Raw genomic sequence first — 25,948 nt, forward strand, 5'->3', positions numbered from 1 at the left:
CGGGACTGGTGCGACTTGAACGCACGACCTAGCGCTTCAGATTTGTGTGATTTTATTGTGGGATGGGTGTCCTCAGCCGTCCGGGCGTGCAGGATGCCCACCCCACAAGAGTTTACTAATGCACTATTTTAGCTGTGTCAGTCCACTACATTGGGAATTATGAATTACGAATCATTAGAGACGGGACTGGTGCGACTTGAACGCACGACCTAGCGCTTCAGATTTGTGTGAGTTTCCCCACTCTCTGGACTATACTTTCACCATAGGTTTTAGCCTTTAGGTGGTGGCTACCTAGTCTCTACACCTTCTTGAATTTAATCAAGCTTGGCTCGGTATTCCCGTGGAGTGTCAACACTGTGGTAAACACACAACCACTCCTACTTTCTATCAATAGCTATGAAACTTTTTACGATCGCACAAGCATTTTGAAAGAAGGAAATTTTCACTCTTTAGGCTTCACCGAATTCAACCACATTCACTCATAAGGTTTCCCTTATGGTGCCCGATTATTCAGGAGGCGCTCGCTCTATCCAACTGAGCTACAGCCCCAAAAAAATGCCATGTTGCAGATTATAGCATTTTTACTGAGACTGCCAACATTGATCCCAAGGCTGACCCCCCACTTCTAAACCACAGAGAAAACTTTGTGCTTTTAAGATGATTTGAGATTTTGTGCCATTTATTTTTCGTAATTCTAAATTTAGCTTTCCTTGCATTGTGTCTCGGCAACAATATCTTAAACCTCCGGCTGTGGGCGCACGTAAGGGTGTACCAGATAAATCTGTGGTTCCTGTCAATTCAATTTCATAGTTGCAGTTAGTAGCTTTCATTTGCCATCTACCCCAAGGCTGAATTTCCCAATCAACTTGCGAATTCCAGGGAACAAATTCATAAAACTTGCCTTGGTAGTGCAAACCAATCATAGCTACAGATTCCATCCACCACAAAACACCACGCCGTCCGCCGCCAGCAGTTAAGGCTAAGTCTGGTTCGTCCTCAAAGCAGTTGCAGTTTAGCCAAAACCATTTTTGGGGAAAAGCACCACCCCAATTTTTTTCACCGTAAGCTGGGGCGTTGCTGAATTCATAAATTTTGCCATTCCAGTCGATTTTGCCGCTAGCTAAGCCGTGAGCCATCAAAATTTGCCATCCTGGCTCAAAAATTTGCAAAAATGATACCCAGCCTGCGGTTGACTGCTGAATGTTATTTTGGTTACCCCAACCGTATATCGGTTGAATTTCGTACTGCCAACGGCAATAATTGTTAGTAGCGCGATCGCGAATAATTCCCTGATTTAATGTTGCCGTGGCTTGATAGCCTTCTCGAACATAATACTCAAACTCTGTTGGTAGAAGATACAGAGGAGAAATTTGTAAATCAGTCTTACCCCAATGTCCTAAACCCAAAACATCACGACTACCCCAGAATTTCTTTACGTCGGGAAAAGTACGGCATAAATACTCATCATCCGGGCCGAGGATTTGGGCTGCACCACCACTGTAAGGTTTATTTCCTATGGGGTCTTCAATGGAGTACATAAAGGCGAATGTTTGTCCAATTTCCGGTAAAGTAACGCGGTAATACCAGCCTTCAAAAAAGCGGCGACTACTTCCATCCCAGTGATAACCAGAATGGGGTGTTTGGGTTGACGAAAGGAAATTTAGAGGAATAGTTAACATGGATTTACATAGTTGCTGATTTTTTCAGTATGCGCGACGATTTCGACATTAATCATGCTTATGAAATTTTGCAGTTGGAACCTGGTGCATCGCCGGCACAGCTGAAGCGAGCTTACCGTAAACTGGTGAAAGTTTGGCATCCCGATCGCTTTTTCGATGAAACGGAAAAACAAAAAGCAGAAGAAAAAATCAAAAAAATCAACGCAGCTTACAACAAGCTCAAGTCTGAATTGTCATCCGAGCCTCCCACTACTGTAAATCCATCCTCATCTTCACCAAAAAATCCCACAAAAGTATCTGTCAAACGTTGGGATGCAGAAGCTTTTTATACTTTAGGAGTAGAGAATGCTACTAATGGAAGATATGAAGATGCGATCGCAGATTTTACCCATGCAATTCGGCTTAATCCTCAATATATCGATGCATATAAATATCGTGGACTAATTTGCTCTCAATTGGGATATGAATATAGAGCCTCTTCAGATTTAAATAAAGCTAGAGAGTTAGAACAAGAGATAACAAATCCAGGTTTTGCGCGTAGTTCCTCATCACCAAGACGCGTATCAAAGCCTAAGCCTCTGCTAACAAGATTTTGTCAGGGAATCAAATCTTTACTGCGGCTAAATCGGCGTTGGATATAAGCACTCGTGGTGGTTGTTGACTGTTGAGTGTCAACGGCGAACAGCCTCCATGAGTCAGATCCTGTGCGTTTAAAAATTTATCATTGACAGTGACGCGGGGATACACCAGACACGGGGACGCAAAGAGATTTTAATCATAAGTGATTAGCCGGACATGACATCAATAGACTTTTTGCAAAAATCGATTTTTCACAGAGATAAAAGTCAGGAATCAAAAGTTATTCTCGTTGTCTATAGAGCAAAGTTGATAAATAAAATCACACTCGAATATCAGCTAACAGCATAATAACGTCTATCGCTAGGATACTCTTTCTTTTGATGAAGTATTAACTCACTAGAGATAGAGCCACTTTTTTAATCGCAGAGGTTATTCTCAAAATTACCAACGGTTGGGTAGCTAAATAAAACTCAATTTTTATCAGCAACACACATTTTTCACATCATCAAAATCCTTTGTTTTTATAAACTTTAGTTTCTAAATATCGTATCGAGGAGTGAAATCAAAAGCTATGTCTATTCCCAATGAACGCGAAATCAAAAACAGTGAAGTTAGACAAGAAACTTACACTGGCACTAATGGTAATACTCATACCCACCTGACACGAACCACAGAAACAGTTAACAACAACGCAACTAACCCCAACTCTTACCAAAACGGTTACGTACAAGGTCGAAATGCTGAGCGTAGATACCAAGAAGTTAATTTAGCCGAACGGGATGACAATAATACTAGTAATGGTTTGCTGATGGGTATTATCATTACGTCCTTGGCTGGCTTAATTGTTGGTGGCCTATGGTATTTTAACCAGGCTAATAACGCAGCAGTTGACAATAGTGCGCCTGTTACAACCCCTGCACCGAGTAATAGCACCGCAACACCTACGGAATCTCCTCAACCACAAACGACAATTATCGAAAGAACTAGAGAAGTACCTGTTCCTGTTCCCGTTCCACAACAACAGGCTGTACCTCCATCTGCCCCACCCCAACCGGATATTAATATTACAGTTCCACCCCAGCAAACAGCGCCTTCTGGAACCCAGCCAACACCCAATGCTACCCAAGGCCAAACTACTAGTCCAAGTACCAATACTCCCACTTCCCAGAACGATAGTTCTACTAATACTGCTACTCCAGATACCCAAGGCGACAACTCTAAAGTTACTACACCTCAAGGTATAGAACAGCCAAATACTACGTCTAATAGCAGTTCTACAGGGAATTCTGCTCAATAGCAGTTTTAAAGGCAACAGGGAATAGGGAATAGTAAAAGCTACTAGTAAGGGGATTTCAACCACGCCCAATGCGATCGCCCCCTTGGGACGGGGCTTCTGAACTATTGGCTATTCGGTGAATTTTTCAGCCCACTTGCTAATGTTGGTATTCACACCAACAACAAGTGGGCTAATTTTTAAGGAATATTTCAGAATTATTGCAATAAATTAATGGTAATAAATATTGGTAAATATGTAATCTAGTTCAATAACTGTGGTGCTAGATTAAGAACAAGGTACAAACAGGTTAAAAGTTAAGTGAAACTTTTAAGTTAGAGCCTGTACCTCCTGCTCTAATTTTAGGGCGATCGCTCAATTAGTTGTGGCATCCGTTGAATGTGTTTTAGCCTTGTGTTCATCGAGTTATTTGGAGGTTTTAGAACGCACAGCCAGAAAATGCCTGCCTAGTTGGAATATATTATGTAAGGATGTCAACATTTGTGTAAAGCGATCGCGAGTAGTGTCCACCTTTAGTTGAATTAGTTACCTCTGAATTATCCAATCTTCAAGAAACCGCCCAAGCTACCGATATCTATCCATCGTAGCTTCAGGCGGTTTCTGTTTTAAGGTCAGAATTCAGGAGTCAGAATTCAGGAGTCAGAATTTAGGAGTCAGAATTCAGGAGTCAGAATTCAGGAGTCAGAATTCAGGAGTCAGAATTCAGGAGTCAGAATTCAGGAGTCAGAGAAACTAAAAAATCGTGAAAATATTTGATGAATGAGTATATCAAGGATACTAAACTGCCAATCAATTCTGAATTCTGGATTCTGAATTCTGAATTCTTTTTAATCACCAATTAACGTAATTACAGTCACTTCCGGCGGACAAAATAGGCGTCCTGGTTTATAAGTTCCTAAACCACGATTGACATATAATTGATTTTCTTCCACATTGTGAAATCCTTGCGCCCATTCCCAATATCGCACGACTTTCGAGCAGTCTCCGAGTAAAAGTGTTACCCAACGCCGTAATTTTTTGGGAATTTTTTTGAGAAGCTTTTTATAATAAAATACCAAAGGCCCAATGCCGGGGATTACGATGTGACCACCGTGGGTATGGCCAGATAATTGCAAATCTACCCGCCATTGTTGCAATATCTTAGCTGTATCTGGGTTATGGGATAAAACGATACGGGGTGTAACAGAATCTAATTGATTCATTACTGGTGCTGGATGAAATTCCCGCGACCAATAGTCAGCTAGTCCTACTAGGGGTAATTGTTTTCCTAGTGGATAAGCGATTTCATTCCAAAGCACATGTACGCCAATGCTATTTAACGCCTTTGTCACTTCTGCTTGGGAGTGGCTGTAATAAATATCATGATTACCCAAGACCGCGTAAATACCACAACGACTTTGCAGATGTTTTAATCGCAGCACCAATTGATGAATCGGCGTTGGGTCATCAGTTACGTAATCACCAGTTAATACTATTAAATCTGGTTCAGCTTCGTTAGTAAGTGCGATGGCCTTTGCTAACATATCTTCCGATAGCCGCAAACCATCGTAATGAAAATCTGACAGCTGTACCAGTTTGATACCTTCTAAAGATGTGGGAAGTTCCGCAATCTTAACCGTGACTTTATCTACTCTTAAATGTCCTGTAAATAACCAATGCATAAGCTAACCGATACTCCTCATACCAGCGCTTACAGCTTACCAAAAATCAAAATGCAACTTGATAAATTGCAATAATTTATGTCATCTACTCCAAATATAATTACAGCAGTTTTCAGCTATTTAGACCTGATTAGTAAGGGAAATAGGGAAATAGCGAGTGGAGAGTGGTGTAGTTAAATTAGTGGAAAAGCGCTGTAATTAATTGTTTTCGATTATCAAGCTCAACTAAAGCGCTTTTAGATTTAATTTGTCGCTAGTGGCGAGTTAGGATAGTGACTAGAATTGCCACGTTTGATGTTGAATTGAGAATTTCTCACTCACTTTCTAGCGTAATTATAGTAACTTCTGGACGGCAAAATAAGCGTCCAGGGAGGTAAGTTCCCAAGCCACGATTGACGTATAGCTGATTTTTTCCTAAGCGATGGAAACCTTGGGCCCATTCCCAATGAGTTACTACAGAAACATTTTCTTCCAAAAATCGCGCTTTCCGTCGTAGTTTGTGGGGTATTTTTTTGGCAATTTTGCTGTAAACCAAGGCTGCTGGGCCAATTTTGGGAATCACAATTTGACCGCCGTGAGTATGACCAGATAGTTGTAAATCCACTCGCCAGTTTTGCAATATCTCCGCAGTATCTGGGTTATGAGATAAAACAATGCAGGGTGTGTTTGGGTCTAGCTGGTTCATAACCAACTTAGGATTGAATTCCCGCGACCAAGTGTCGGCTAGTCCAACAATTGGTAATTCTTTTCCTAAAGGATAGGCAATTTCATTCCAAAGCACGTGAATTCCAATGCTAGTTAATGCCTTTGTGATTTCTGTTTTTGCGTGTTTATAATGAATATCATGGTTGCCAAGAATACCACATATTCCAAAACGGCTTTCCAGATGCTTGAGTCGAAGTATTAATTGGTGAATTGGTTCGGGATCGTCAGTTACATAGTCGCCTGTCAATAAAACTAAGTCTGGTTCAGCTTCATTGCTAACTGCGATCGCCTTCTCTAGCATACCTTCCGACAGCCGCAAACCATCGTAATGAAAATCTGATAACTGCACCAACTTCTTACCCTGTAATGATGCAGGCAATCCTGCAATCTTAACCGTCAATTTCTCTGTACTCAACGGCCCAGATAACAACCAATGCATAAGACGTTCAATAAACCATAATCATAGAGCTTATAGCTTAGCTGAACATCGCCGAATTGTGTGTAGGAACCAATAGAACTTGTTGAAAATTTCATGAAAACTAGAGATTGTGGCGTATTTATACTAGGACTTACGCAAGGAATATTTTGTCATTGCGACTGGAACGTAGTGTAGGGAAACAATCCCAGCGTCATACCATTTCACGAAATACCTGATACAGATGGATGGGTAGGGGTGTACAGCTGTCATTGGTGTCAACTTAAGCTCAAACTCTTGTAATAAAAAATTAGCGCTACCTTCCCTTGAAGATAACGCTATTATTTTGATTTAATTCAAAAATAAAATATTTAAATGACTTTGCTAAATCTTCTTGGTTGATTGGTTGCAATCTTGCTCCTATACAGCACTGCGACGAGTTAACAAGTTCCACAAGAAAACTGCTACAAGTGCGCCTAAAACTGCTACTACGACACCGGGTATGCTGAGAGTGGGAGCTGCTAGAGTTAACGTTCCCGTACTAAAAAAGATACCCAAGCTACCACCAACAAAAGCACCGATAATTCCTAACAAGATTGTTCCGAGAATTCCGCCGCCTTGATGACCGGGGTAGATGGCTTTGGCGATGGCACCAGCAATTAAACCTAAAACAATCCAAGCAAGAATATTCATGATTATTAATTTGGTAAAGGTTTTTTACTTACAAATTAATATTAGCAATCTGAGTATTAGTACTCCATCCATCATCCGAATTAATTATTAATATCCACAAGTAGTACTTAAATAAGTGTTAATTGATTTCATATATCCTCCTATTGGGGTAGATAATCCAGAAAAAAAAGCTCCTAGTTGGTCTTTAACTAGAAGCTATCAAACTATTGCTTGGTAATAACAGTATATTGATTTTCAATGGGCTATCTCCTCTACTAGAAGTGTCATTTATCATTAGTCATTGGTTATTAGTTATCAGTCATTAGCTATTTGTCTTTGAAATTTTCCTGGTAAAAATGCTGTTGTTAGCTTGTTTACCCATAAGGGATAGCAAAGTCAAAAGCTAGCGGACTCGGCTTAACATACGCCGCACTCAGCCAACTTTGTTGTTCCCTAATGACTAATAACCTATGATAATTACTTTCATTTACTACTACTAATCTTCCATCGTTCTTGATGCATAGGAACTCGTAACAAGTTACTTAAAGACCAATGGATTATCAAGTAAATCAAACTACTCAAAGTCAATAACATTACAGTCAAAATCGTCTTATATGCGTGAATATGCCACCAAAAGACCTTGGCTTGTGTTGTACCTAACCGTACAAACTTCAGCCAATTCACTACATTAACGCTATTGGAATCGTGAAACGATGCTACTGTGTTTTCTCGCGCAATTGTCATTGTAATCACTCCTTGAGTCCCAAGCATTGAAGTTATTTTCTTATAACTACGATAAATCTATCGGTTTACCGTTATTTTATTATATGCAATATCTCATAGCTTGATGCAATAAGCAAGTGTGGGAATGGGGCATAGGGCATAGGGCATATTAGTATTGAAAATTAGGTATTAGAAAACTAGTTGAGACTGCCAAATCCTAGCTTTCAATGCCCAATACTTCGACTACGCTCAGTACAAGTGCCCCATGCCCAATGCCCAATCCTATGCCTAATCAAATTTGGTTATCACAGTTACAAAAACATAAAGCGATCGCAGTTATTCGCGCTGCTAAAAAAGAATGGGGACGAGAAATGGCTATGGCTGTGGCGTCTGGGGGAATGCAGCTAATTGAAATTACCTGGAATAGTGATGGTGCTGAGGAATTAATCAGTGAACTACGTTCGGAATTACCAGGGTGTACTATTGGCACTGGTACGCTGTTCAATATGCAGCAGCTCAAGGAAGCCATCACTTCTGGGGCGCAATTTTTATTTACACCCCACGTTGACTTAGCAATGATTCAAGCCGCACGAGAACAACATGTGCCCATTATCCCAGGAGCGCTAACGCCCACAGAAATTGTTACCGCTTGGAGTCATGGTGCTAGTTGTGTAAAAGTATTTCCCGTGCAAGCAGTGGGCGGGGCTGATTATATTAAAAGTTTACAAGGCCCCCTGGGTGAGATTCCCTTAATTCCCACTGGCGGTGTCAGCGTAGAAAATGCCAAAGAATTTTTACAAGCAGGGGCGATGGCCGTGGGTTTGAGCAGTGAATTATTTCCCAAAAACCTTGTTAGCCAGGGTAATTGGGAGGCGATCGCAACTAAGGCAGCAAAACTAATGCAACATTTGAGTTAATTTAGAATCAAATCATCAAAAATTTATGTCTATTAAACTAATAGATATGGAAAGAAAAGTGAAAACTGGTAACTTTCCTAAAACCAGATAATTTGAGTGTGAGTGTATCTAGTATGAAAAGGCAGATTTATCCTAACTGGGTGCGTAATTTTAAAATCCTCCTCGCTGGTACAGCACTATCTTTAAGTGTTTTTACTACTACTGAAACCAGTGAAGTTTGGGCAAATTCTCAAAATCCAAGCTTTACCCAAACAATGCAGAAATTACAAAAATCGGATAAACGTTGGATTCAAATTAATCTTACAAAACAACGATTAATAGCTTGGGAAGGCGACAGAGTTGTTTATGGGAGTGCCATTTCTTCTGGTAAAAAATCCACTCCCACCTTAGTTGGTACTTTTAATATTCAATCCAAGTTTAAAACTACAAGGATGAGGGGAACAGGCTACGATGTTCCTAACGTTCCCTATGCCATGTTTTACCAAGGTAACTACGGTATTCACGGTGCTTACTGGCATAAGAGATTTGGTACTCCAGTAAGCCACGGCTGCGTAAATCTTGCACCTAAACATGCTAAATGGCTATTTGGCTGGGCATCAGTGGGGACACCAATAGTCATCCATAAATAGTAAGTGAAGCCACTCCAAGCTTATTTCGGTAAAAAATTTATAAATAACAGGAAATCAAGACAATTAGAAGATTTCCAGCAACATTTTATGCTGGGAATCTTCGGAATCGGAATTATTCAACTTCAAGTAAAATGTAGGGTAAGGCATTAATACAAATGTTGGATTTTAGAGTTGAGATTTTGGATTGAGAGCGTGTTTCATAAATCTCCAAAATCCTATCTATGCCAATTTGTGATGCAAGTATTTGCCTAAAATCAATAGACCTCTTGCAAAAGTGCTTTTTGCACTGTTGTGGTCAAAGGGATGCATCTTTATTGGGGAAAGAGAAAATACCAAACCTTTCCCCTTCCCCTTTTCCCACTTCTGTCAGAAGTCTAATAAGCGTAAATCCTGACAATTTATCTCTCAGAAAAAATGCAAATAATAATCCGGGGAGAGTTTGCATTTCATCTTGAAATTACAGATTTTTGCTCATTATCGATTAATTATTCATCATTAGTTAAAACCGCTCGTTTAACTAAGGATAAATAACTAATGACTAATGACTACTGACTAATGACTAATTAGAAGGTGAGGCATAATGCAATCCTGGATTCGCAGTGGTGGAATTCGTTCCTCAAAAACTTTTTGTACAGGCGTGGTGTTAACAGTGGCGACTTTATTTTCTTGGTCGCCGCCGTTAGCGGGTAATCCCAATTTTGCTACAGCTAAAGCCACGTCAGCTAATGAAAACAGCATCACTGTATCTAGTATCAGCCAAACGTCCCAACCTCGCTGGATTGAAATTGACTTGTCAGAACAACGGTTACGTGGATGGGAAGGTAAAAAACTCGTTTACTCATATCGAATTTCCGCAGGTAAGCGATCGACTCCTACACCCATAGGTAAATTCCGGATTAATTCTAAGTATCGCACTCACCGGATGCGAGGCAGGGGCTACAACATCCCTGATGTTCCTTACACAATGTATTTCTATAGAGGCTATGCCATTCACGGTGCATACTGGCATAACCGTTTTGGAACTCCAGTCAGCCACGGTTGCGTGAATTTACCTGTTAAGCAAGCTCGCAATCTTTACAACTGGGCTGCAACGGGAACTTTAGTAGTGGTGCATAAATAGGGCTTGCGACAGTTACCCCTCCCCTTGCCAAGTTACGGTATACACACAAATCAGCTGATTAAGCAAAGTTTTACCCCACCTTGTCAAGGGAAGGGACTGAATTTCTTTTTTCCCCCTTGACAAGGGGGGATTAAGGGAGGTAAACAGAAGTCCTCAAAAAATGATTTGCTAGGGTAATACCATTTTGGATTTTAGATTTTGGATTGTGAAACAGTTAGTAGTAATCGCTTTTGACTATACATCTGTCGCAATCATTTTTCAAATTGGTATAAGATATTCTCTATGAAAATCAATCGCTTCAGCAAAAAAGAAAATGCAATTTCTACTTTGGTTTTTTAAGGAAGTGTTGATATGAGCATTCCACTTTTAGACCAGCCGATAGAAGAAAAACTCGTAACTCTTAAAGATATTTCTTGGCAGCAATTCAAAGGGATTGAAGCCCAGCTATTAGACAACCACAATGTCCGATTGTCTTATTTGTCAGGAATGCTAGAAATTATGTCTCCGATTGGTGAAGAACATGAATTCGTGAAAAGAACTCTCGGTTATTTGCTAGAAGCTTACATGAGAGAGTTGGGTATCCGGTTTTACGGTCGTGGTGGGTATACCTTGGAAGAACCGGGGTATGCTTCTGGTACACCAGATGAGTCTTACAGCATTGGCACAAAAAAAGAAGTTCCTGACATCGTTATTGAAGTTATTGTCACCAGTGGAACTATCAATAGGAAGGAGTTATATAAACCCAAAAAAGTCCCTGAGGTCTGGTTTTGGAAATCTAACTCTATAAAAATATTTCGTCTTAATGAGGGGGGCGAATATTCAGAAATAGACCGGAGTGGATTTTTCCCTGATTTAGACCCCGCCCTACTACTGCGTTATATTGCTATGCCTGACCAGTACGATGCTGTACAGGAATTTATTCAGGCTATCAGAAATTGCTAAGTCTGGTTGTCCAATGGTCGTTTTGTTATGTCCCAGAGAACAGGGTTGAAAGTATATTTTCTATGTCGAAATCACAACCAATTGCCAATTAACACATAGGAAGACCAAAAGCTTGGTGCTTTATAGTTAGGATGTTTCAAGAGTTTTAGCTGGGCACGGTGAACAGCTTCAGCTTTGGTGATGTTGCCACTTTTGAGTTCTTGATAAAAGCTACTAACAAACATTGCAGTTGATTTGTCATCAATTTGCCAGAGTGAGGCAATGGTGCTGCGTGCGCCAGCTCGTACAGCTGCACCTGCTAGGCCAAGGGCTGCACGAGTGTCTCCTGTTGCTGTTTGGCAAGCACTCAAAACTAATAGTTCCACTATGCTTTTATTTTGATTGCGAAAAAGAGTATCGAAATCTTTGACGTTAATCTGACCATCAAAATCCAAAATAAAAGTGTCCTCAAAACGAGAACTGAACTGGCCGTGGGTTGCCAAATGTACTATGTTGAATGAAGTTTCTGAAATTTCAGTTTCTAAATTCTTTTTCTTAAAATCCCCATCTAACAGACGAGTTGTGGAAACTCCTGCTTTGGCAATACTGTCGAATTCAGATTTAATCCCCAGTAATGGGGCAAACTTGGGAAATCCAGGTGGGGGCTGAGTTAATCCTGCGGTGAGAGCTACTAATTTCTGTTTTAGCAGCGGTTTCGGGTCTAGGAGTTGCAGACCGACACTGAGGGCAACTGCGTATTTCTCTACTAAGTATTGCTTGCCATCGTACAGCGCGGACATTGGTATATTACGTAATACTCCGTCCAGCACAAATACTAGGGTCTTTACCCCACTTTTTTGTAATTCTGATTCAATGGGTTGGAGCAGCCAGTTATAAACTTGTTGTGATTGGGCTTGAACAGTTTTGGTAGCAGTGGGATTAACAAGATTTCTTCGCAGTTCTACTAAAAGTTCTTCTACTTTGGTTTGGGAAATCTTGTTACCGTAGTTTTTCAGGGGTTGGTTAGGAATTTTGACAATTACCTGGAGTTGTTCGGGAAGAATGATTGGATAGATAATGGCAGCGTCGGAACGATCTCCTTTGTCTACCACTTGGTCGAGGGTTATTCTCTGACCTTGCAGACAAGCTTCCCGAAAGAAGTCGTCTAATTCTGCTAGCTGGAGTGCTTCAATTCGCAGACGTGCTTTTTCTAATATTTTCTCGTCTGTTTTTCCATGTTGAGATTGCAGCAATAATTGTACTGACTGTCGGTAAACGGGTTCCACGCTGTCCCGAAAGTTGAATTGTACATCTTGATTAACTACGTCGTTATTTACTACTAAATCTCTGCGGAGAGATTGGAGAGTTTCCACAGCAGCATCATAAGCGGCGATCGCACCATTAATATCATTTTTTGCCCAGAGTAATCTACCTAACTGCCATTCCAATGCATAGGTAATTTCAGGTGCATTACTGCTCTGTGCTAAACCTAATCCTTGCATAGTCAGACTTTGCGCCTCTGACAACTGTTTGGTTTGTTCGTACAAACCACCTAAATTTTTGAAGGCGTAGGCCTCTGCTCGCTTATCTCCTAAACTCCGGGATTTCTCAATGGCACTGGCGAGTAGGAATGCTGTTTGCCGTAGCGGCGCGTTTAACTCCTGTTGAATGGGAAATAGGGAGGAAAAATTTTTAGTTAATGTTTGGGTTGGGAAATCAACATTATTCTTGACTTTTGATAAACTTTGTGAGTAGTTAACCAGAGCGTAGATACTAGCACGACTGAGTGGGAGTCGATCGAGTTGAGATTGAATCGCTGGTAAAAGAGTTTTAACTTCTGCCCATTGTTGGTCTTCAATAAGTAAACTCAGGTGATTGAGTTGAGCTTGGACTTTTGTGAGCGGTGAGGGAGATATTGCAACTGTTTGTTGATAATAGGCGATGGCTTTTAGTTTATCGTTTTGTTTGAGGGCATTATTTCCCAAGCTGAACAGACTGGCGCTAATATCTGCCTGTGATTGCAAGTTACGAGCAATTGTGAGACTTTCTTCTAAGACTTCCTGTGAGTCTTTGAAATTGCCTATTAGCATCAGGGCATCACCAAGCGATCGCAAACTCACTGTCTTTTCTATAGAATCGCGTTCAGATTTTAGCTTTTGACGAAGTTTATCTAGAGTCTTGATTGCGCGCGGGTAAAATCCTTGAGTTTGCCAAGCTTGTGCTTGATTGATTAGCGATCGGACTACACCATTTTTTTTATCTGCTTGCTGATAAATTTCTTCTGTCTGCTGCCAAGTTGCTAAAGCCGCCTCCGGTCGTCCCGTTGCCAATTGCAAACGACCTTGGATGTCTAAGGATTGGGCTAATATTTGCAGATTTGGGTTTTGCTCCTCGGCTTTAAGCAAATTTAGGCTTTGTGTAATTGCCTGTTGTGCCTGACTCCATTTACCGAGTTGCTGATAAGCTAAGGAGAGATTACTCAATGTCACTGCTAATCTGAGATTCTCCCCTTGCTGCTGATAAGCCTCCACAGCTTTTTGCAAAACTTCGGCGGCTTGAGTATAGTTGCCAGTATCATATAAAACTTTGCCTTGTTCCACGAGTGAAGCGGCGTCAGTAGTTCCAACCACAGAGGTAGTACTGTTAACAGGCACTTGCGCTAAAGAATTGAATGAGTTAGGAACTTTTGCCAGTACAGGTGAACTGAGAATACATAACAAACCCATTAAAAAGCATAAAAACAAACATATTGCTTTTTGCCTTTTCACTTTTAGAGAATTTCCACCACTAGGTTTAGTTGCTTGAGTTATGGGCATGGCAAATGGTAGATGATAACTGGGAATTGTACAGGACTAACTCTAGGTGCTTGGACTACCAGGGTAATGTTACCACTTGCATCCATCAACAATCTGCGAGCTTCTACAATCTTATTTATCAGCAGTAGGATCGGGTTTTATTCGATTTTTCCCAGTTTTCAATAAAGACAGGACTTATACAAAAATCATGTAATTTCGACAAGAGTGCAATCAATTGCTTTTTGCACTCTTGTGGTCAAAGGGATGCATCTTTATTGGGGAAAGGGAAAATATCAAACATGCACCCCCTTTTCCCGACTTATCTTAGAAGTCTATTGATTCAAGAAGGCTGTTCACTCCTTCAAAGTGAAGCTAGGCACAGTCACTAAAGCCAGTCGCTCATAGGGAGAACCCCCTGTTCTGGGCGCTGGCTCACCGTTGATAGTTAACACTCAACAACTAACAGTCAACAACTACTTTTGTTAGTTATGCTTTTTTAGCGTGCATTAGCTTAACAATCCCTCCGATTCTGCGAATTTACGTAAACGCGGTAGACACTGACGTTGATAAAAACTGCTCAATGTCGGAATTGACAGCCCGAATTCCTCAGATAACTCTCTCCAACTAACTTCTGGAGGTAGGCGTTTGAGGATTAACACCTGACAATTCACATCTGGACGCCCTTTGATATAAATACTACGGAGTTCTCCATCAAAGTCTGCCTTCGCCCAGTTTTCCAATTCCTCTAGAATTGGAGGTGCTTCAGGAACAGCCGGTAGGTTATCTACAGGATCGATAGTTTCACTTGTTCCACCAAATTTAGACTGACGAATTTTAAGAGGGACTGTTGTGGCTTGTTCCCGGTTTTGATTCAGGTAAAAGTCTTGTAGTCTCCGTTTTAAGTAAGCATTCAGCCAGGTGATTACAGTACCATAAGCAGGGTCATATTTTTGGCCTGTCAAACCTTCACAAACATTACGACAGAAATACAACCAAGTTTGTTGTAATGCGTCTTGATAATAGGGAGTACTTTCCCTCCAGAGTCTACTTGCTGTCAAACGAATAATCTGTGTGAGCAGCTTCTGACGCTGAGGGCTTCCAGGTGGGTATCCACAGGCTTCGGTAACTAAGCGGCGTAGCTGTTCATCGAATTGAACCATGACAATCTTGAGGAACAAAGCAAGAATATCTTAGTATTGCCTATAACAACGCGTTAGAAAATTACCTTTCATCAAGAAATTGGGGTATGGGGAGATGGGGAGATGGGGGAGATGGGGAGATGGGGAGATGGGGAGATGGGGGAGCAGGGGAGCAGGGGAAGAATAACTCCCAACTCCTAACTCCTAACTCCCAACTCCTAACTCCTAACTCCTAACTCCTAACTCCCAACTCCTAACTCCCAATGCCCAATGCCCAATGCCCAATGCCCAATGCCCAATGCCCCATGCCCCATGCCCAATCCTAATTAATACAATCCAAACCAAGACAGAAAGTTTTCCCACCAAGACAATCTCAAATTACTGAGACTCAGTTTCATTTTGTTACGAATGTCTTGGATATTCCAGTTGGTGAGTTTGGCTAGGGTTTGGGCTTCTTGTTCAAAACGCTTGGGTAAAGAACGTTTATATTCTCTACCTGCTTGGCACTTGAGTTCTCCTTGGAAGGGATGTTGCAAAACATAACGTCCTTGGAAAGATTCACGATTCCCTGTTTGTTGAAATATCAAGTCTTCGGGGAATTTGTCGCGGGTGTAGCGTACATGCAACCGGGAGATGAATACATCACTTCTAGGCAACGGACGACGAAAGTTGGGCGGCACTGTTACATTATTTGGAGAATTATCGTCTAGCCAAAATACGCCTGCTTGCTTGAGTTCTTCTGGGGTTAGGGGATCGGCAGAACAGGGATCGCAATTACTCATGTCCCAAGCGTATTCCAAAAAACCAACTTTCTTGTCTTCTTTGGTGTAGACAGTTTGAAACATGGATTTGTAAAATTCACCAAATTCGTTTTTCACAAATACAGGAATGTTGGCATCGGAGGGAATTTTCACCGTGCGGTAATTAGTGATTTCTGCCTGTCCTTCGGCGGAAAGGATGTAAACAATTAAATCCTGTTCGGTGGTGGCGTTAATCATGCCCAAACGAATTGGCAACATGAATCTGGGTGACTGATAGGAAATTTGTAGCGGGCGAAGAAATTGGTAGCCAGATTTCTCGAATTTATCTAAATTGACTTTAGCAACAAAGAATTTCATCGAGGAGCGGACGTAGGGTTTAAGTAACTGTTTTGCTCCTCTGGGAATTTTATAACCATTGCGTTGCAGCCAAGTTTCCAATCCACCTGATTCTTTAGCACTGAGAATCACGATGTCATATTCACCGACATTAAAACGTGCTTCTACAGTCACACCCAAACTAGCATCACGGCCTCTTGCACCTGCTGATTCATTGCTTGCTGCTGGTGCTGGTAATGCTAGTGGTCGGTCATACTCATAAAGCGGGGCACAAGGATCTGAATCGAAATATTCCACTAATCGCGGTGCGCTAAAAGCGTCCAAACGTTCAATAATTTTGGGTTCAGTGACGCGGACTTGCTCTTTTTGCAGTACCGTTGGCACTGGTACCACCATTGCAAAATCTTTGACTTCACCTTGAAAATCATTTGCCATCGTGAGGACAGTGCGATCGCCATTCCGTGCTATTACCACCTGAGACGCTTTGTTATACAGCTTTGTATCAGCCTTGGCAACATAAAATCCACAAAATGCCCAAGCTCTCGGCGCAAAGCACAAAACAATTACAATTGCTAATAATAATGGTCTCAAAAATCGAAAAAGTTTCATTGTTATACCTCAATATTTAATGGTGACTGGGGCATGGGGCACTTGTACTGAGCGTAGTCGTTGGCGCAGCCTCTCGCAGAGAAGTATTGGTCATTGGACAGAAGAGGCTCCAGGGGCAGAGGGGAAAAACTCTTCTTTGCTGTTCCCTCCAAAGTTCCGATCAAAGGAAGCCTCCGCTCGGACTTCTGTGTACTCCCTTGTCTCCTCATCTCCCCTTTGCCAAGAAAACCTTGGCGCTGACCAAAGAAAATCTATCAAGATGGTCAATGGTGCAAGGATAAACAGTGCCCAGAAAACTGCGGTGGAAAGAAAGAAATAATTTCGCAGGATAAAAGTTAATCCGGCGATGCACATTGCCCAAATTACGCGCCCGATGCGAGAATTGGGCATCGATCGCGGATCGGTAATCATAAATAGAGCAAATAACAGTAAAGATCCGCTCATCAATCTGTGCCAGTAAACATCCCAAGTCCAACCAAGCCATAAATTACGAATCGCCTCTAGTAGGGAGTAGGCACCCAAAAAAGCTGCTGTGGTGTCCCAACGTCCAATTCGTTGCAAAACCATACCGCCAGTACCAGCAAATACTAGCCCATACCACCACTCTTCACCCCACTGTCCCGGTGATACCCAAGCGTCGCTGGTGAAAATTAAGACACAAATAATGCCAAAATTCCCAGGATTAAAGAAATGCTTCTCACCGACTCGCAAGAAAAATTTGCTGGCGATCGCACTTGCTACAGCTATTGCCATTGTTGTCCAATGGTCAGCCCGCAACAGCAAGCTCAATCCTAAAGCAGTAATTAAAGCACTGCGAAGATTTAAGCTTTGTCCTTTGTCGTTAGTCGTTTGTCCTTTGCAAATGACCAATGACCAACGACCAATGACAAATGACAATACCAATTGAGTTGAAAGACTTGTGGCGATCGCTACTGCAATCAATTCTGGCCGCAGCGTCCAGTCTCGCGTACCGATTCCCAAGACTAGGAACAAGCCGAGAAATAAAATTTGATAGTCTCGTATATCTTTGAGCAACATTACCCGTTAATTCAGGGATTCCCCGTAGATTTTTCATCAATTTAGACGAGTGTTAGCTCAAATAGCATTGCTGTTACAGATTTTGTTACAAAGCATTCCTACTCTCTGCATCTTATTGGTAAAACGGAGAGATGTTTAGTATAGAAGTATGTCACAAGTTCGTGAACTCAAATCAGACCAGCATCAAACACACTTGTATTGACGGTCAAAAAATTTTATTCCCCAGCCAAGAATATTGGGAAACTTTGCGATTAAACGCCTTCATTGATAATATGCCACTGGCTATTTTAGATTTGCTTTGGCCAGCACTTGAGTTTACTCATAAATACCCTGAGCTTCACTTGGGACTTGGAAAAATATCGATGAAGAAGAAGAAATGGATGCCATATATTTTTGTTGAAATAGAATCAAACTTCCAAAGAATCCACTTGGAAACGTTAACCTGTAATTCTTGTAATTGGCGAGGAAAAACAGCTAATCCTATGGTTATCGATCCATATTTTGGAGATGGTATCAATCAAGATCATTTCACTCTTATGAAAGCTGCTGAAAGATATCCTGTACTTCCTTGCCCCTCCTGTGGCAATCGCTTACCAAGGCATCCAATTTGGGTAGAATATTGAGGCATTGTATTGGGGTAGGATCGCAATTTCGCCAGCAACACCTACAAAAACTTTTCAGCAGCAAAAAAACGCAAAATGCAACTAGCTCCCCTGTTCCCGATTTTTTACCGCATTCTCCAGCCAAGTTTTCCCAATTGCCTTTGGATGGGCAATCCCCATAGTAAAGCCATCGCTTTGACATTTGATGATGGCCCTCATCCGCAACATACACCGGAAGTGTTAGCAGTTTTAGACCAGTATAAAATTACAGCGAGTTTTTTTTGGTTGGGTGTTTGTGTCAACCGTTCGCCAGACATTGCCAAAGCTGTTAGCGATCGCCGACACTGGATCGGATTGCATGGTTACGATCATCGCTCTTTTCCCATGCTTTCCCCCAATGAACTCAAGCTGAGTTTAGAAAAAACCCAAGTTGCTATCTATGATGCTTGCAATCTGCAACCCGAACAAGTGCGGGATGTCCGTCCCCCTAATGGTTTATTTACACCTGCTACTTTAAAATTATTTCTTGAGTGGAATTATCGCCCAGTAATGTGGAGTGTTGTACCAGAAGATTGGGTGCGACCAGGAGTAAACACTGTGGTGAGGCGAGTTATGCAGCAAGTTAAAAATGGTTCTTTGATTGTTTTACATGATGGTGTCTGTGGCGGACAAGACGTTGCTGCCACAATCAAAATTCTCATTCCTCAATTGCTACAACAAGGCTATGAATTTGTAACTGTTGATGCCCTATGGCAGCGTTCAGAGCAAACAGGGAACGGTTAACCGTCAACTGTCAACAATCAACAATCAACGGTTAACAACCCAACAACATTTCTATTCAAAACCGGGCAAATTATTGGGGTCAATTCCTTGCGACTGTAAATAAGCAATTAATCTTTCTTTTTGTTGACGTTCTTGTTCTGCACGTTGACGTTCTTGTTCTGCACGTTGACGTTCTTGTTCAATTTTTTCCACTGCCCAAGGTAACAAGTTGCCATCTCGATCCCACCAACGTAACCAATAACCACTATGAGCTTCTTTTGTTCCTTGCCATGTTCCCAAAAATAAGTTCATTGCTTCTATGAAATGATGACCACTTTCATCTGGTAATTTCAATTCATAATGTCCATTTTCCAATTGATAACATTCCAATAATCCCCCATTAGGTTCAAAAATTATATAAATAGGAACTTGCAGTATTTGTTCGTAAAAAAACCATCTACCTGGTGGGTAAGAACGCTTAACAGAATATTCTCCACCGTCAGTATCAGAAACAAATTCCATCACAATTAATGGGATTTCACCTTCTAAAATTGGTGTGTAACTTTTGCGATTACTAATAATTTCTTTCACTGTTGGTACATACACCCAATCTGGTGCTTTAATTACCAGTTGTTCGTTAATAGTTGCACATAATCCCAAGTTAGAGGCGATTAACATTTGGGGTTGGATGAAGCCACTAATTTCTAAACTTTCACGCAAAGCACCAGCTAATATTGGCTGACCTGTATTCTCCACTGGCTCATCCTCTAGTTGAAAATCTTTGGGTAAGGGTTCCCAGGTTATTATCAGTTGATTTGATGCTTTGCTTTCACTGATTTGGGCTACCATAAATCAATTCCAAATTCAAATTGAAATCTATTTTCTAGCCGGGGATATCAGCTTTTAGTAGCTAATATTCCCGCTAATTTTACCAAGCCCCTTCTCTAGGAGAGGCTACGCCAACGGGGCAAGAACACGCAACAGGAGAGGAACTAGCCCCAGATGTTGATTTAAAACCTCGCCCCTCTCTGGAAGACGCTACGCGAACGTGGGTGAAAAAATCTTTGTATACCGTGGAAGGTGAAAACCCCGCCCCTCGTGGGCGACTTCTGATTCTGTTAGCCATTCCCTGTTCCCTGTTCCCTTTTATTAATTCCTAAAGTTGATTTGTGGCTAAAAAAGCTTCGACTTCGGCAGCTGTGGGTTGAGAAGCGATCGCACCTGCTTTAATGGTAGTCAGTGCCCCAACAGCACTAGCGTAGGTAACAATCCGTTTTGCCGTTTCTGCATCCCGCAAGCTGTGGATACCATACTGCCTCAGCTGGTGGACAAATCCTGCTAAAAAGCTATCCCCTGCACCAGTTGTGTCAACTACAGGAATGGAAAATGAAGGTAATTTGCCTTCGTTTTCACCCAAACAGTAAGTGCAACCATTTTCTCCATCTGTGACTAATACTCCCTCAATGGAAGCCAGACGGTAAGTTATGGCTCCCGGATCTGCGGTTTCAAATAGCCATTCGGCTTCTTCTTTGGAAAGTTTCAGGAAATCAACTTTATTAAATAATTCTGGAATTTTTTGATGAGCGATGTTTGGATCGTGCCAAAATACAGGACGCCAGTTGACATCCAGCACAATCTTCAGATCGTATTGTTCTGCTAGTTCTAGGGCGCGGTAAACTGCCTGTTCGCTTTCGGGATAAGCTAATTCCAAAGTGCCCAAAACTAGAAAATCTGCCTCTTGAAACAGTGAAGAAGGTAAGTGTTTGGCAGACAGGCGAGTATCAGCAAATTCAGAGGTATCGTATTGACCAAATCCAGCAAAAGTGCGATCGCCAGCCAGATCCCGTGTCACATATACTTGCCGTGTTGGTGCTGTGGGATGACGCTGCACCCCTGTTGTCTCTACACCCACATCCTCTAATAGCTTCACCAGTGCATTTCCTGGTTCATCTTCACCAACAGCACCAATAAAGGCCGTTGGCGTCCCCAACTTGACTAAAGCGCAGGCCACATTAGCTGGTGCCCCTCCTGGGTAGGGAGTCCAAGATTTCACTTCTTCCAGCTTTAGCCCCAATTGATCGGCTAAACAATCAAACAAAATTTCACCAAGACACAAAACACGGGGATTGCTCATTTCATTTTAGATTTTAGGTTTCGATTTTGGATTACGAATTTCCAGTATAAAATCTACAATAATTGTTGCTATCTGTCGCCAGTCCTTCATAGAATTCAATAGCAATTTTTACTACTCTAATAATAAATATATGCCCCTAAGACATACTTACTTTTCTCAGTATTTAAACCATATTGATTTAGATAAATATGTTACATGTTTTTGACAAGTTAAATTAATAGTTAAATTCCGAGCAACTTCAAATCCAAAAAAAATATTGATAATCGTATTACTGCTAACACTTGAAACCCCTGCCAACAAAAGAATCTTCTAGAATTAGAAAGAGTGATTAAGTACATATACCAAGGGAGGAAAGAAATAGTCATGGCTGGTGGCAAGTCTGAGACCCCTGTTAGTCTGTCAGACAGAGAGCTGCAAATTATCGACTTAGTGGCCGCTGGCTTAACTAACCAAGAGATTGCAGTGAAACTGGAAATTAGCAAGCGTACAGTTGATAACCATATCAGTAACATTCTCACCAAAACCGAGACAGAAAATCGAGTAGCTCTTGTCCGCTGGGCTTTACAGTGGGGCAAAGTCTGTTTGAATGATGTCAATTGTTGTCCTCTGCCGAATCAGATCGAATAAACAATTGACTCGTGGTAACACGATTTCTCGGATGTAGTATGCTAAAACGCTGATATGGAGTTTTACTAATTATTCCTCTCCTCGCACATTAATTACAGGGGAGATGGGGAGACAAGGGAGACAAGGGAGACAAGGAGAATAAAAGTCAACAGTCAACAGTTACCACTCCCCAGTCACCAGTCACCAGTCAATACTCCCTGTTAGGCCAATCCCCCATGCCCCATGCCCCATACCCCATATCCCATACCGGCCCAATAACAAAAATTAGCAACAATTTAATGGTGCAAGCGCTACATTTGAAAGAAATCTGTATTGCTCTATCGGCTTGGAGAGTAGTGTTCCGATGAATACTTCTGCTTCTTTTCAAGGTGGTTCTTTTCCCTTTGAATTTTGGAATTTTGATTTGACAACACCTCTGTCAGGAAAAGTTCCAACCTCAGAATCACAACCTTCAGACTTTCCGTATCCTACGCAAGATACGGACTTACTTAGGCAACTGTCGTTTATTCCAGGGTTAAAAGAAATTTTAATGTTGCGGCAAGTTCACGCACTAGAACATGCCACTGTTTGGGTTCTCAGTGAATCAAATAGTGCATACCACACCACAGGAGAACCCAATAAAGTTCAACTAGATAACGAACTGTTAGGTGGTTTGTCTACGGAACAGGGATTCTACCTCTATGGTGAAGTGAACATCAGTGATTTACGGCGTGCAGTGGCACTTGCCCGACATCGCATTACCAGTGGAGAGTGGGATTTAGCTGTACATCCCCGTTGTGGCACAAATTTATCAGTAGCAATGGTCTTAACCGCCGGATTAGCTATGGGTGTACATTTATTGCTACCATTCCGACCTGTAGAGCAAATTATAGGTTTGGGGTTAGCCGCAACAACAGCCGCTGAAATCGCACCTGATTTAGGTTCTATGGTACAGCGTTACTTAACAACCGCTATTCCTTTTAACCTCACAATTGAAAACATTATCCGTACACGCGACCTCTGGGGACGTGAAGCGCATTTTGTCAAAGTGAAATGGCAAGAATGAAGAGAGTGAAGGGTATGGGGCATTGGGCATTGGGCAGAGGGGCAGAGGGGAAAAACTCATCTCCCCTGCTCCCCTGCCTCCTCATCTCCTCACCTCCCCACTTCCCTAGAAAAATAAATTATGAGAAAACTTTACTTCTTACTTCCTGGTACAGATGGCAAATTTGCCTGCGGTGGTCTTTGGGCAGAATTGAAAACAGTTAATTTGGTTCAGCAAATTTGTAGTGCAGATGTTGTCACTTATCGTCAACGGGAAACAGGTAAGCAATTCATTGATGATTTGCTTCAACAAAAAAATCTCAATGATGCGATTTTTGTAATCAATTGGGGATTTGATGTACCTCTACTTGTTTCTAAACTGAAGCAATACAATGTTGTTTACCACGCACATAGCCCAGGTTATCCATTTAAGCTACCCGCAAGTATTCCGATTGTTGCTGTTAGTCGCTATACAATGGGATATTGGGGAGAAAAATCACCTCATTCTTTGATTTATTATTTGCCAAATCAAATTTCTGATGAATTTAAAAATTTAGCTCAAGCACGAGATATTGATGTTTTAGTTCAGGCTCGAAAATCTTCTGAGTATTTAATCAAAGAATTGATTCCAGAATTACAAAAGCATTGTAATGTTTTCCTTGTCGATTCCTATGTCGAAGATTTACCTGGATTATTTAACCGAGCAAAGGTTTACCTTTATGATTCTGCTGAATACTGGGCACAGCAAGGTGTTAGTGAAGGATTTGGACTACAACCAATGGAAGCTCTTGCCTGTGGATGTCAGGTATTTTCTAGTGTGAATGGTGGATTGTCAGATTATTTAGATCCTGGATTTAATTGCTATAAAATCGCTGGATATTCACTAGAATATGATGTGCAACGTATTCTCAAAATACTTGATTCGTCAGTAGCAGTTACATTGAATCAAGAATTTTTTGCTGAGTATCGAAATGAAAATATTATTAAGCGTCTGCAAGTAATTTTGGATGAATTAAATGTATTTTTTGACCACAAAATACAGCAGCCATCTAATATTAAGAGCTTGACCAAAATTCGTCTGACTAAATTACGGGCACAGAGGATATATGGTAAGCTGAAAAAACAATATTTAAAGTTTAAATAAGCTAACCGCAACTAAAGAAGAGAGGAAACTGGATGAGTCGACGATTATTGGTGACGGGGGGTGCGGGGTTTATTGGAGCGAATTTTGTACATCATTGGTGTCAAGCTTATCCAGATGACCAAGTGGTGGTGTTGGATGCTCTAACTTATGCAGGAAATCCTTTGAATTTGAAACCTGTTGAGGGAAGGGAAAATTTTCGGTTTGTGCAGGGAGATATTTGCGATCGCCCCCTCATAGATAATTTATTATCAACGGAAAATATTGACACCATCGCTCATTTTGCGGCTGAATCCCATGTCGATCGCTCGATTCTCGGCCCTGGTGCTTTTGTGCAAACTAATGTGGTAGGAACTTTCACTCTTCTCGAAGCTTTTCGCCAACATTGGCAAGCAAAAGCACAGCCATCAAATTATCGTTTCTTGCACGTTTCTACTGATGAAGTCTACGGTAGTTTAGGCCCAGATGATGCAGCTTTTTCTGAAACTACGCCCTACGCTCCCAACAGCCCCTATTCTGCTTCTAAAGCTGGTAGCGACCACTTAGTCCGTGCTTATTATCATACATATAAACTGCCGACAATTATTACAAATTGTTCTAATAATTATGGTTCCTATCAATTTCCAGAAAAGCTGATTCCCTTAATGTGTATCAACACCTTAATTGGTAAACCATTACCTGTTTATGGCGATGGTAAAAATGTCAGAGATTGGCTTTATGTAGGCGATCATTGTCGGGCCTTAGATGTAGTAATAAATTCTGGTAAACCAGGGGAAACATACAATATTGGTGGCAATAATGAGGTGGAAAATATCACCCTCGTGGAACTTTTATGCCAAATGATGGATGAATTAGCACCCAATTTACCAGTGCATCCAGCCAAACAGTTAATTACTTTTGTGAAGGATAGACCAGGACACGATAGAAGATATGCAATTAACGCCAATAAAATTAAAACTCAACTTGGTTGGACGCCTTCAGTTACAATTGCCGAAGGTCTACGTTTAACTGTTGAGTGGTATCTCACTCATCGTGATTGGTGGGAACCTTTATTATCTGCGGAATACCAAGCTTATTATCGTAAAAATTATTCTGTAAAATGACCTAAAAGTGGGTTAATTTTGACGAATAATAATCTTAAGTTTTTATCTTACCACAAGATAAAGTCGATACTTGATTGATGTGATTCACTCTGCGGGTGGATGGATAATTTTTTGTGGTGTCAGGCAATATCCGAGTGCCCTCATAATTGAATTGACGTTTTCAAGGCGAGGGTTGCCATTGCTGGATAAGGCTTTTTGCAATCCCCAGCGTGTCATACCTATTTGTTCGGCTATCTCACTGATTCTCTGTACACGCACAATGACACGCAAGGATGCTAACAATGCGCCGGAATCATTGTCTTCTGAATATTCTTCAAATATCTCAGTCAAATAATCGTAGATTTCTTCGGGGTGATTGCCGAAATACTCTTCTTCAAATTCATCGAGTGTTCTAAATTTTCTCACGGCTGAGGTACTCCTTCCAGTAAAGTTTTGCGTCTTCAATGTCCTGAACGGAATCTTCAAGTGCTTTCAATAAATTATCAGTTTCGCACAGTTTCTCTAGATAATGACTATCCTTGAATAGTAAGGGAAGAGATTAGCGTAAATTGCCAGCAGGTGTC

25 protein-coding genes are annotated in these 25,948 nt (G+C 41.3%); 13 read left to right on the plus strand and 12 right to left on the minus strand.

The features are described 5' to 3' along the window. Positions 1–581: 581 nt before the first annotated feature. Positions 582–1,679 carry a tocopherol cyclase family protein gene (locus VF06_RS11310; protein ID WP_099069432.1) on the minus strand — a complete coding sequence of 366 codons (1,098 nt, stop codon included), beginning with the start codon at positions 1,677–1,679 and terminating at the stop codon, positions 582–584. Positions 1,680–1,708: 29 nt separating this feature from the next. Between VF06_RS11310 and VF06_RS11315 the strand changes: the two genes are divergently transcribed. Both VF06_RS11315 and VF06_RS11320 read left to right on the plus strand, forming a co-directional pair. Then, positions 1,709–2,320: a J domain-containing protein gene (locus tag VF06_RS11315; RefSeq protein ID WP_099069433.1), complete on the plus strand. Its 612-nt coding sequence runs from the start codon at positions 1,709–1,711 to the stop codon at positions 2,318–2,320. A 509-nt stretch (positions 2,321–2,829) separates the two neighbouring features. Next, entirely contained in the window at positions 2,830–3,555 is a 726-nt protein-coding gene (locus VF06_RS11320) for a hypothetical protein (RefSeq protein WP_099069434.1), read from the plus strand. An 824-nt stretch (positions 3,556–4,379) separates the two neighbouring features. Here the strand turns inward: VF06_RS11320 and VF06_RS11325 are convergent. From VF06_RS11325 to VF06_RS11340, 4 genes are all read right to left on the minus strand, one after another. Further along, a complete protein-coding gene (locus tag VF06_RS11325; RefSeq protein ID WP_099069435.1) occupies positions 4,380–5,213 on the minus strand; it encodes a metallophosphoesterase in 834 nt (277 codons plus the stop codon). 313 nt (positions 5,214–5,526) lie between these two features. Next, entirely contained in the window at positions 5,527–6,357 is an 831-nt protein-coding gene (locus VF06_RS11330) for a metallophosphoesterase (RefSeq protein ID WP_099069436.1), read from the minus strand. A gap of 396 nt (positions 6,358–6,753) precedes the next feature. Then, on the minus strand, positions 6,754–7,026 hold the full coding sequence (locus VF06_RS11335; RefSeq protein WP_099069437.1) for a GlsB/YeaQ/YmgE family stress response membrane protein: 273 nt from the start codon (positions 7,024–7,026) through the stop codon (positions 6,754–6,756). 462 nt (positions 7,027–7,488) lie between these two features. Further along, positions 7,489–7,749 carry a hypothetical protein gene (locus VF06_RS11340; RefSeq protein ID WP_099073523.1) on the minus strand — a complete coding sequence of 87 codons (261 nt, stop codon included), beginning with the start codon at positions 7,747–7,749 and terminating at the stop codon, positions 7,489–7,491. Between the two features lie 263 nt (positions 7,750–8,012). On the opposite strand from VF06_RS11340, the gene VF06_RS11345 reads away from it, so the two are divergent. The 4 genes from VF06_RS11345 (at position 8,013) to VF06_RS11360 (ending at position 11,336) form a co-directional block, all read left to right on the plus strand. Next, complete coding sequence (locus tag VF06_RS11345; RefSeq protein WP_099069479.1) at positions 8,013–8,645, plus strand: bifunctional 4-hydroxy-2-oxoglutarate aldolase/2-dehydro-3-deoxy-phosphogluconate aldolase; 633 nt, start codon at positions 8,013–8,015, stop codon at positions 8,643–8,645. Between the two features lie 113 nt (positions 8,646–8,758). Further along, complete coding sequence (locus VF06_RS11350) at positions 8,759–9,274, plus strand: L,D-transpeptidase (RefSeq protein WP_099069439.1); 516 nt, start codon at positions 8,759–8,761, stop codon at positions 9,272–9,274. 580 nt (positions 9,275–9,854) lie between these two features. Then, complete coding sequence (locus VF06_RS11355; RefSeq protein WP_180267408.1) at positions 9,855–10,394, plus strand: L,D-transpeptidase; 540 nt, start codon at positions 9,855–9,857, stop codon at positions 10,392–10,394. 351 nt (positions 10,395–10,745) lie between these two features. Continuing rightward, positions 10,746–11,336, plus strand: coding sequence for a Uma2 family endonuclease (locus VF06_RS11360; RefSeq protein ID WP_099069440.1), 591 nt, complete (start codon positions 10,746–10,748; stop codon positions 11,334–11,336). A gap of 71 nt (positions 11,337–11,407) precedes the next feature. On the opposite strand, the gene VF06_RS11365 is transcribed toward VF06_RS11360, so the two are convergent. Both VF06_RS11365 and VF06_RS11370 read right to left on the minus strand, forming a co-directional pair. After that, entirely contained in the window at positions 11,408–14,131 is a 2,724-nt protein-coding gene (locus tag VF06_RS11365; protein WP_099069441.1) for a CHAT domain-containing protein, read from the minus strand. Between the two features lie 485 nt (positions 14,132–14,616). Next, positions 14,617–15,270, minus strand: coding sequence for a hypothetical protein (locus VF06_RS11370; protein ID WP_099069442.1), 654 nt, complete (start codon positions 15,268–15,270; stop codon positions 14,617–14,619). Between the two features lie 86 nt (positions 15,271–15,356). On the opposite strand from VF06_RS11370, the gene VF06_RS42585 reads away from it, so the two are divergent. Then, complete coding sequence (locus tag VF06_RS42585; protein ID WP_257207595.1) at positions 15,357–15,485, plus strand: hypothetical protein; 129 nt, start codon at positions 15,357–15,359, stop codon at positions 15,483–15,485. A 90-nt stretch (positions 15,486–15,575) separates the two neighbouring features. Here VF06_RS42585 and VF06_RS11375 read toward each other — a convergent pair whose 3' ends face one another. Continuing rightward, positions 15,576–16,955 (minus strand): DUF2330 domain-containing protein, encoded by a 1,380-nt coding sequence (locus VF06_RS11375; protein ID WP_099069443.1) that lies wholly within the window; start codon positions 16,953–16,955, stop codon positions 15,576–15,578. 90 nt (positions 16,956–17,045) lie between these two features. Further along, positions 17,046–17,993: an RnfABCDGE type electron transport complex subunit D gene (locus VF06_RS11380; RefSeq protein ID WP_099069444.1), complete on the minus strand. Its 948-nt coding sequence runs from the start codon at positions 17,991–17,993 to the stop codon at positions 17,046–17,048. Positions 17,994–18,124: 131 nt separating this feature from the next. Between VF06_RS11380 and VF06_RS11385 the strand changes: the two genes are divergently transcribed. Both VF06_RS11385 and VF06_RS11390 read left to right on the plus strand, forming a co-directional pair. Next, on the plus strand, positions 18,125–18,616 hold the full coding sequence (locus VF06_RS11385; RefSeq protein WP_099073033.1) for a hypothetical protein: 492 nt from the start codon (positions 18,125–18,127) through the stop codon (positions 18,614–18,616). A gap of 75 nt (positions 18,617–18,691) precedes the next feature. Continuing rightward, positions 18,692–19,378: a polysaccharide deacetylase family protein gene (locus VF06_RS11390; RefSeq protein WP_099069446.1), complete on the plus strand. Its 687-nt coding sequence runs from the start codon at positions 18,692–18,694 to the stop codon at positions 19,376–19,378. A 51-nt stretch (positions 19,379–19,429) separates the two neighbouring features. On the opposite strand, the gene VF06_RS11395 is transcribed toward VF06_RS11390, so the two are convergent. Together VF06_RS11395 and VF06_RS11400 are read right to left on the minus strand one after the other, a co-directional pair. Then, entirely contained in the window at positions 19,430–20,206 is a 777-nt protein-coding gene (locus VF06_RS11395; protein ID WP_099069447.1) for a Uma2 family endonuclease, read from the minus strand. A gap of 307 nt (positions 20,207–20,513) precedes the next feature. Next, the gene (locus VF06_RS11400; RefSeq protein ID WP_099069448.1) at positions 20,514–21,491 is read right to left on the minus strand and encodes a carbohydrate kinase family protein; all 978 of its coding nucleotides are present in this window, start codon (positions 21,489–21,491) and stop codon (positions 20,514–20,516) included. Between the two features lie 363 nt (positions 21,492–21,854). Between VF06_RS11400 and pedR the strand changes: the two genes are divergently transcribed. The 4 genes from pedR (at position 21,855) to rfbB (ending at position 25,385) form a co-directional block, all read left to right on the plus strand. Then, on the plus strand, positions 21,855–22,118 hold the full coding sequence (pedR, locus tag VF06_RS11405) for a photosynthetic electron transport-dependent transcriptional regulator PedR (RefSeq protein ID WP_096535280.1): 264 nt from the start codon (positions 21,855–21,857) through the stop codon (positions 22,116–22,118). Between the two features lie 343 nt (positions 22,119–22,461). Then, positions 22,462–23,163, plus strand: coding sequence for a DUF6391 domain-containing protein (locus VF06_RS11410; RefSeq protein ID WP_099069449.1), 702 nt, complete (start codon positions 22,462–22,464; stop codon positions 23,161–23,163). A gap of 120 nt (positions 23,164–23,283) precedes the next feature. Continuing rightward, positions 23,284–24,285, plus strand: a complete 1,002-nt coding sequence (locus VF06_RS11415; RefSeq protein WP_099069450.1) for a glycosyltransferase — start codon at positions 23,284–23,286, stop codon at positions 24,283–24,285. A 32-nt stretch (positions 24,286–24,317) separates the two neighbouring features. Beyond that, positions 24,318–25,385, plus strand: coding sequence for a dTDP-glucose 4,6-dehydratase (rfbB, locus tag VF06_RS11420; protein ID WP_099069451.1), 1,068 nt, complete (start codon positions 24,318–24,320; stop codon positions 25,383–25,385). Between the two features lie 84 nt (positions 25,386–25,469). Here the strand turns inward: rfbB and VF06_RS11425 are convergent, their stop codons facing one another. Then, the gene (locus VF06_RS11425) at positions 25,470–25,790 is read right to left on the minus strand and encodes an addiction module antidote protein (protein ID WP_099069452.1); all 321 of its coding nucleotides are present in this window, start codon (positions 25,788–25,790) and stop codon (positions 25,470–25,472) included. Between the last annotated feature and the right edge of the window lie 158 nt (positions 25,791–25,948).

Source organism: Nostoc linckia z4 (assembly GCF_002608075.1).
Lineage (GTDB): Bacteria > Cyanobacteriota > Cyanobacteriia > Cyanobacteriales > Nostocaceae > Nostoc > Nostoc linckia.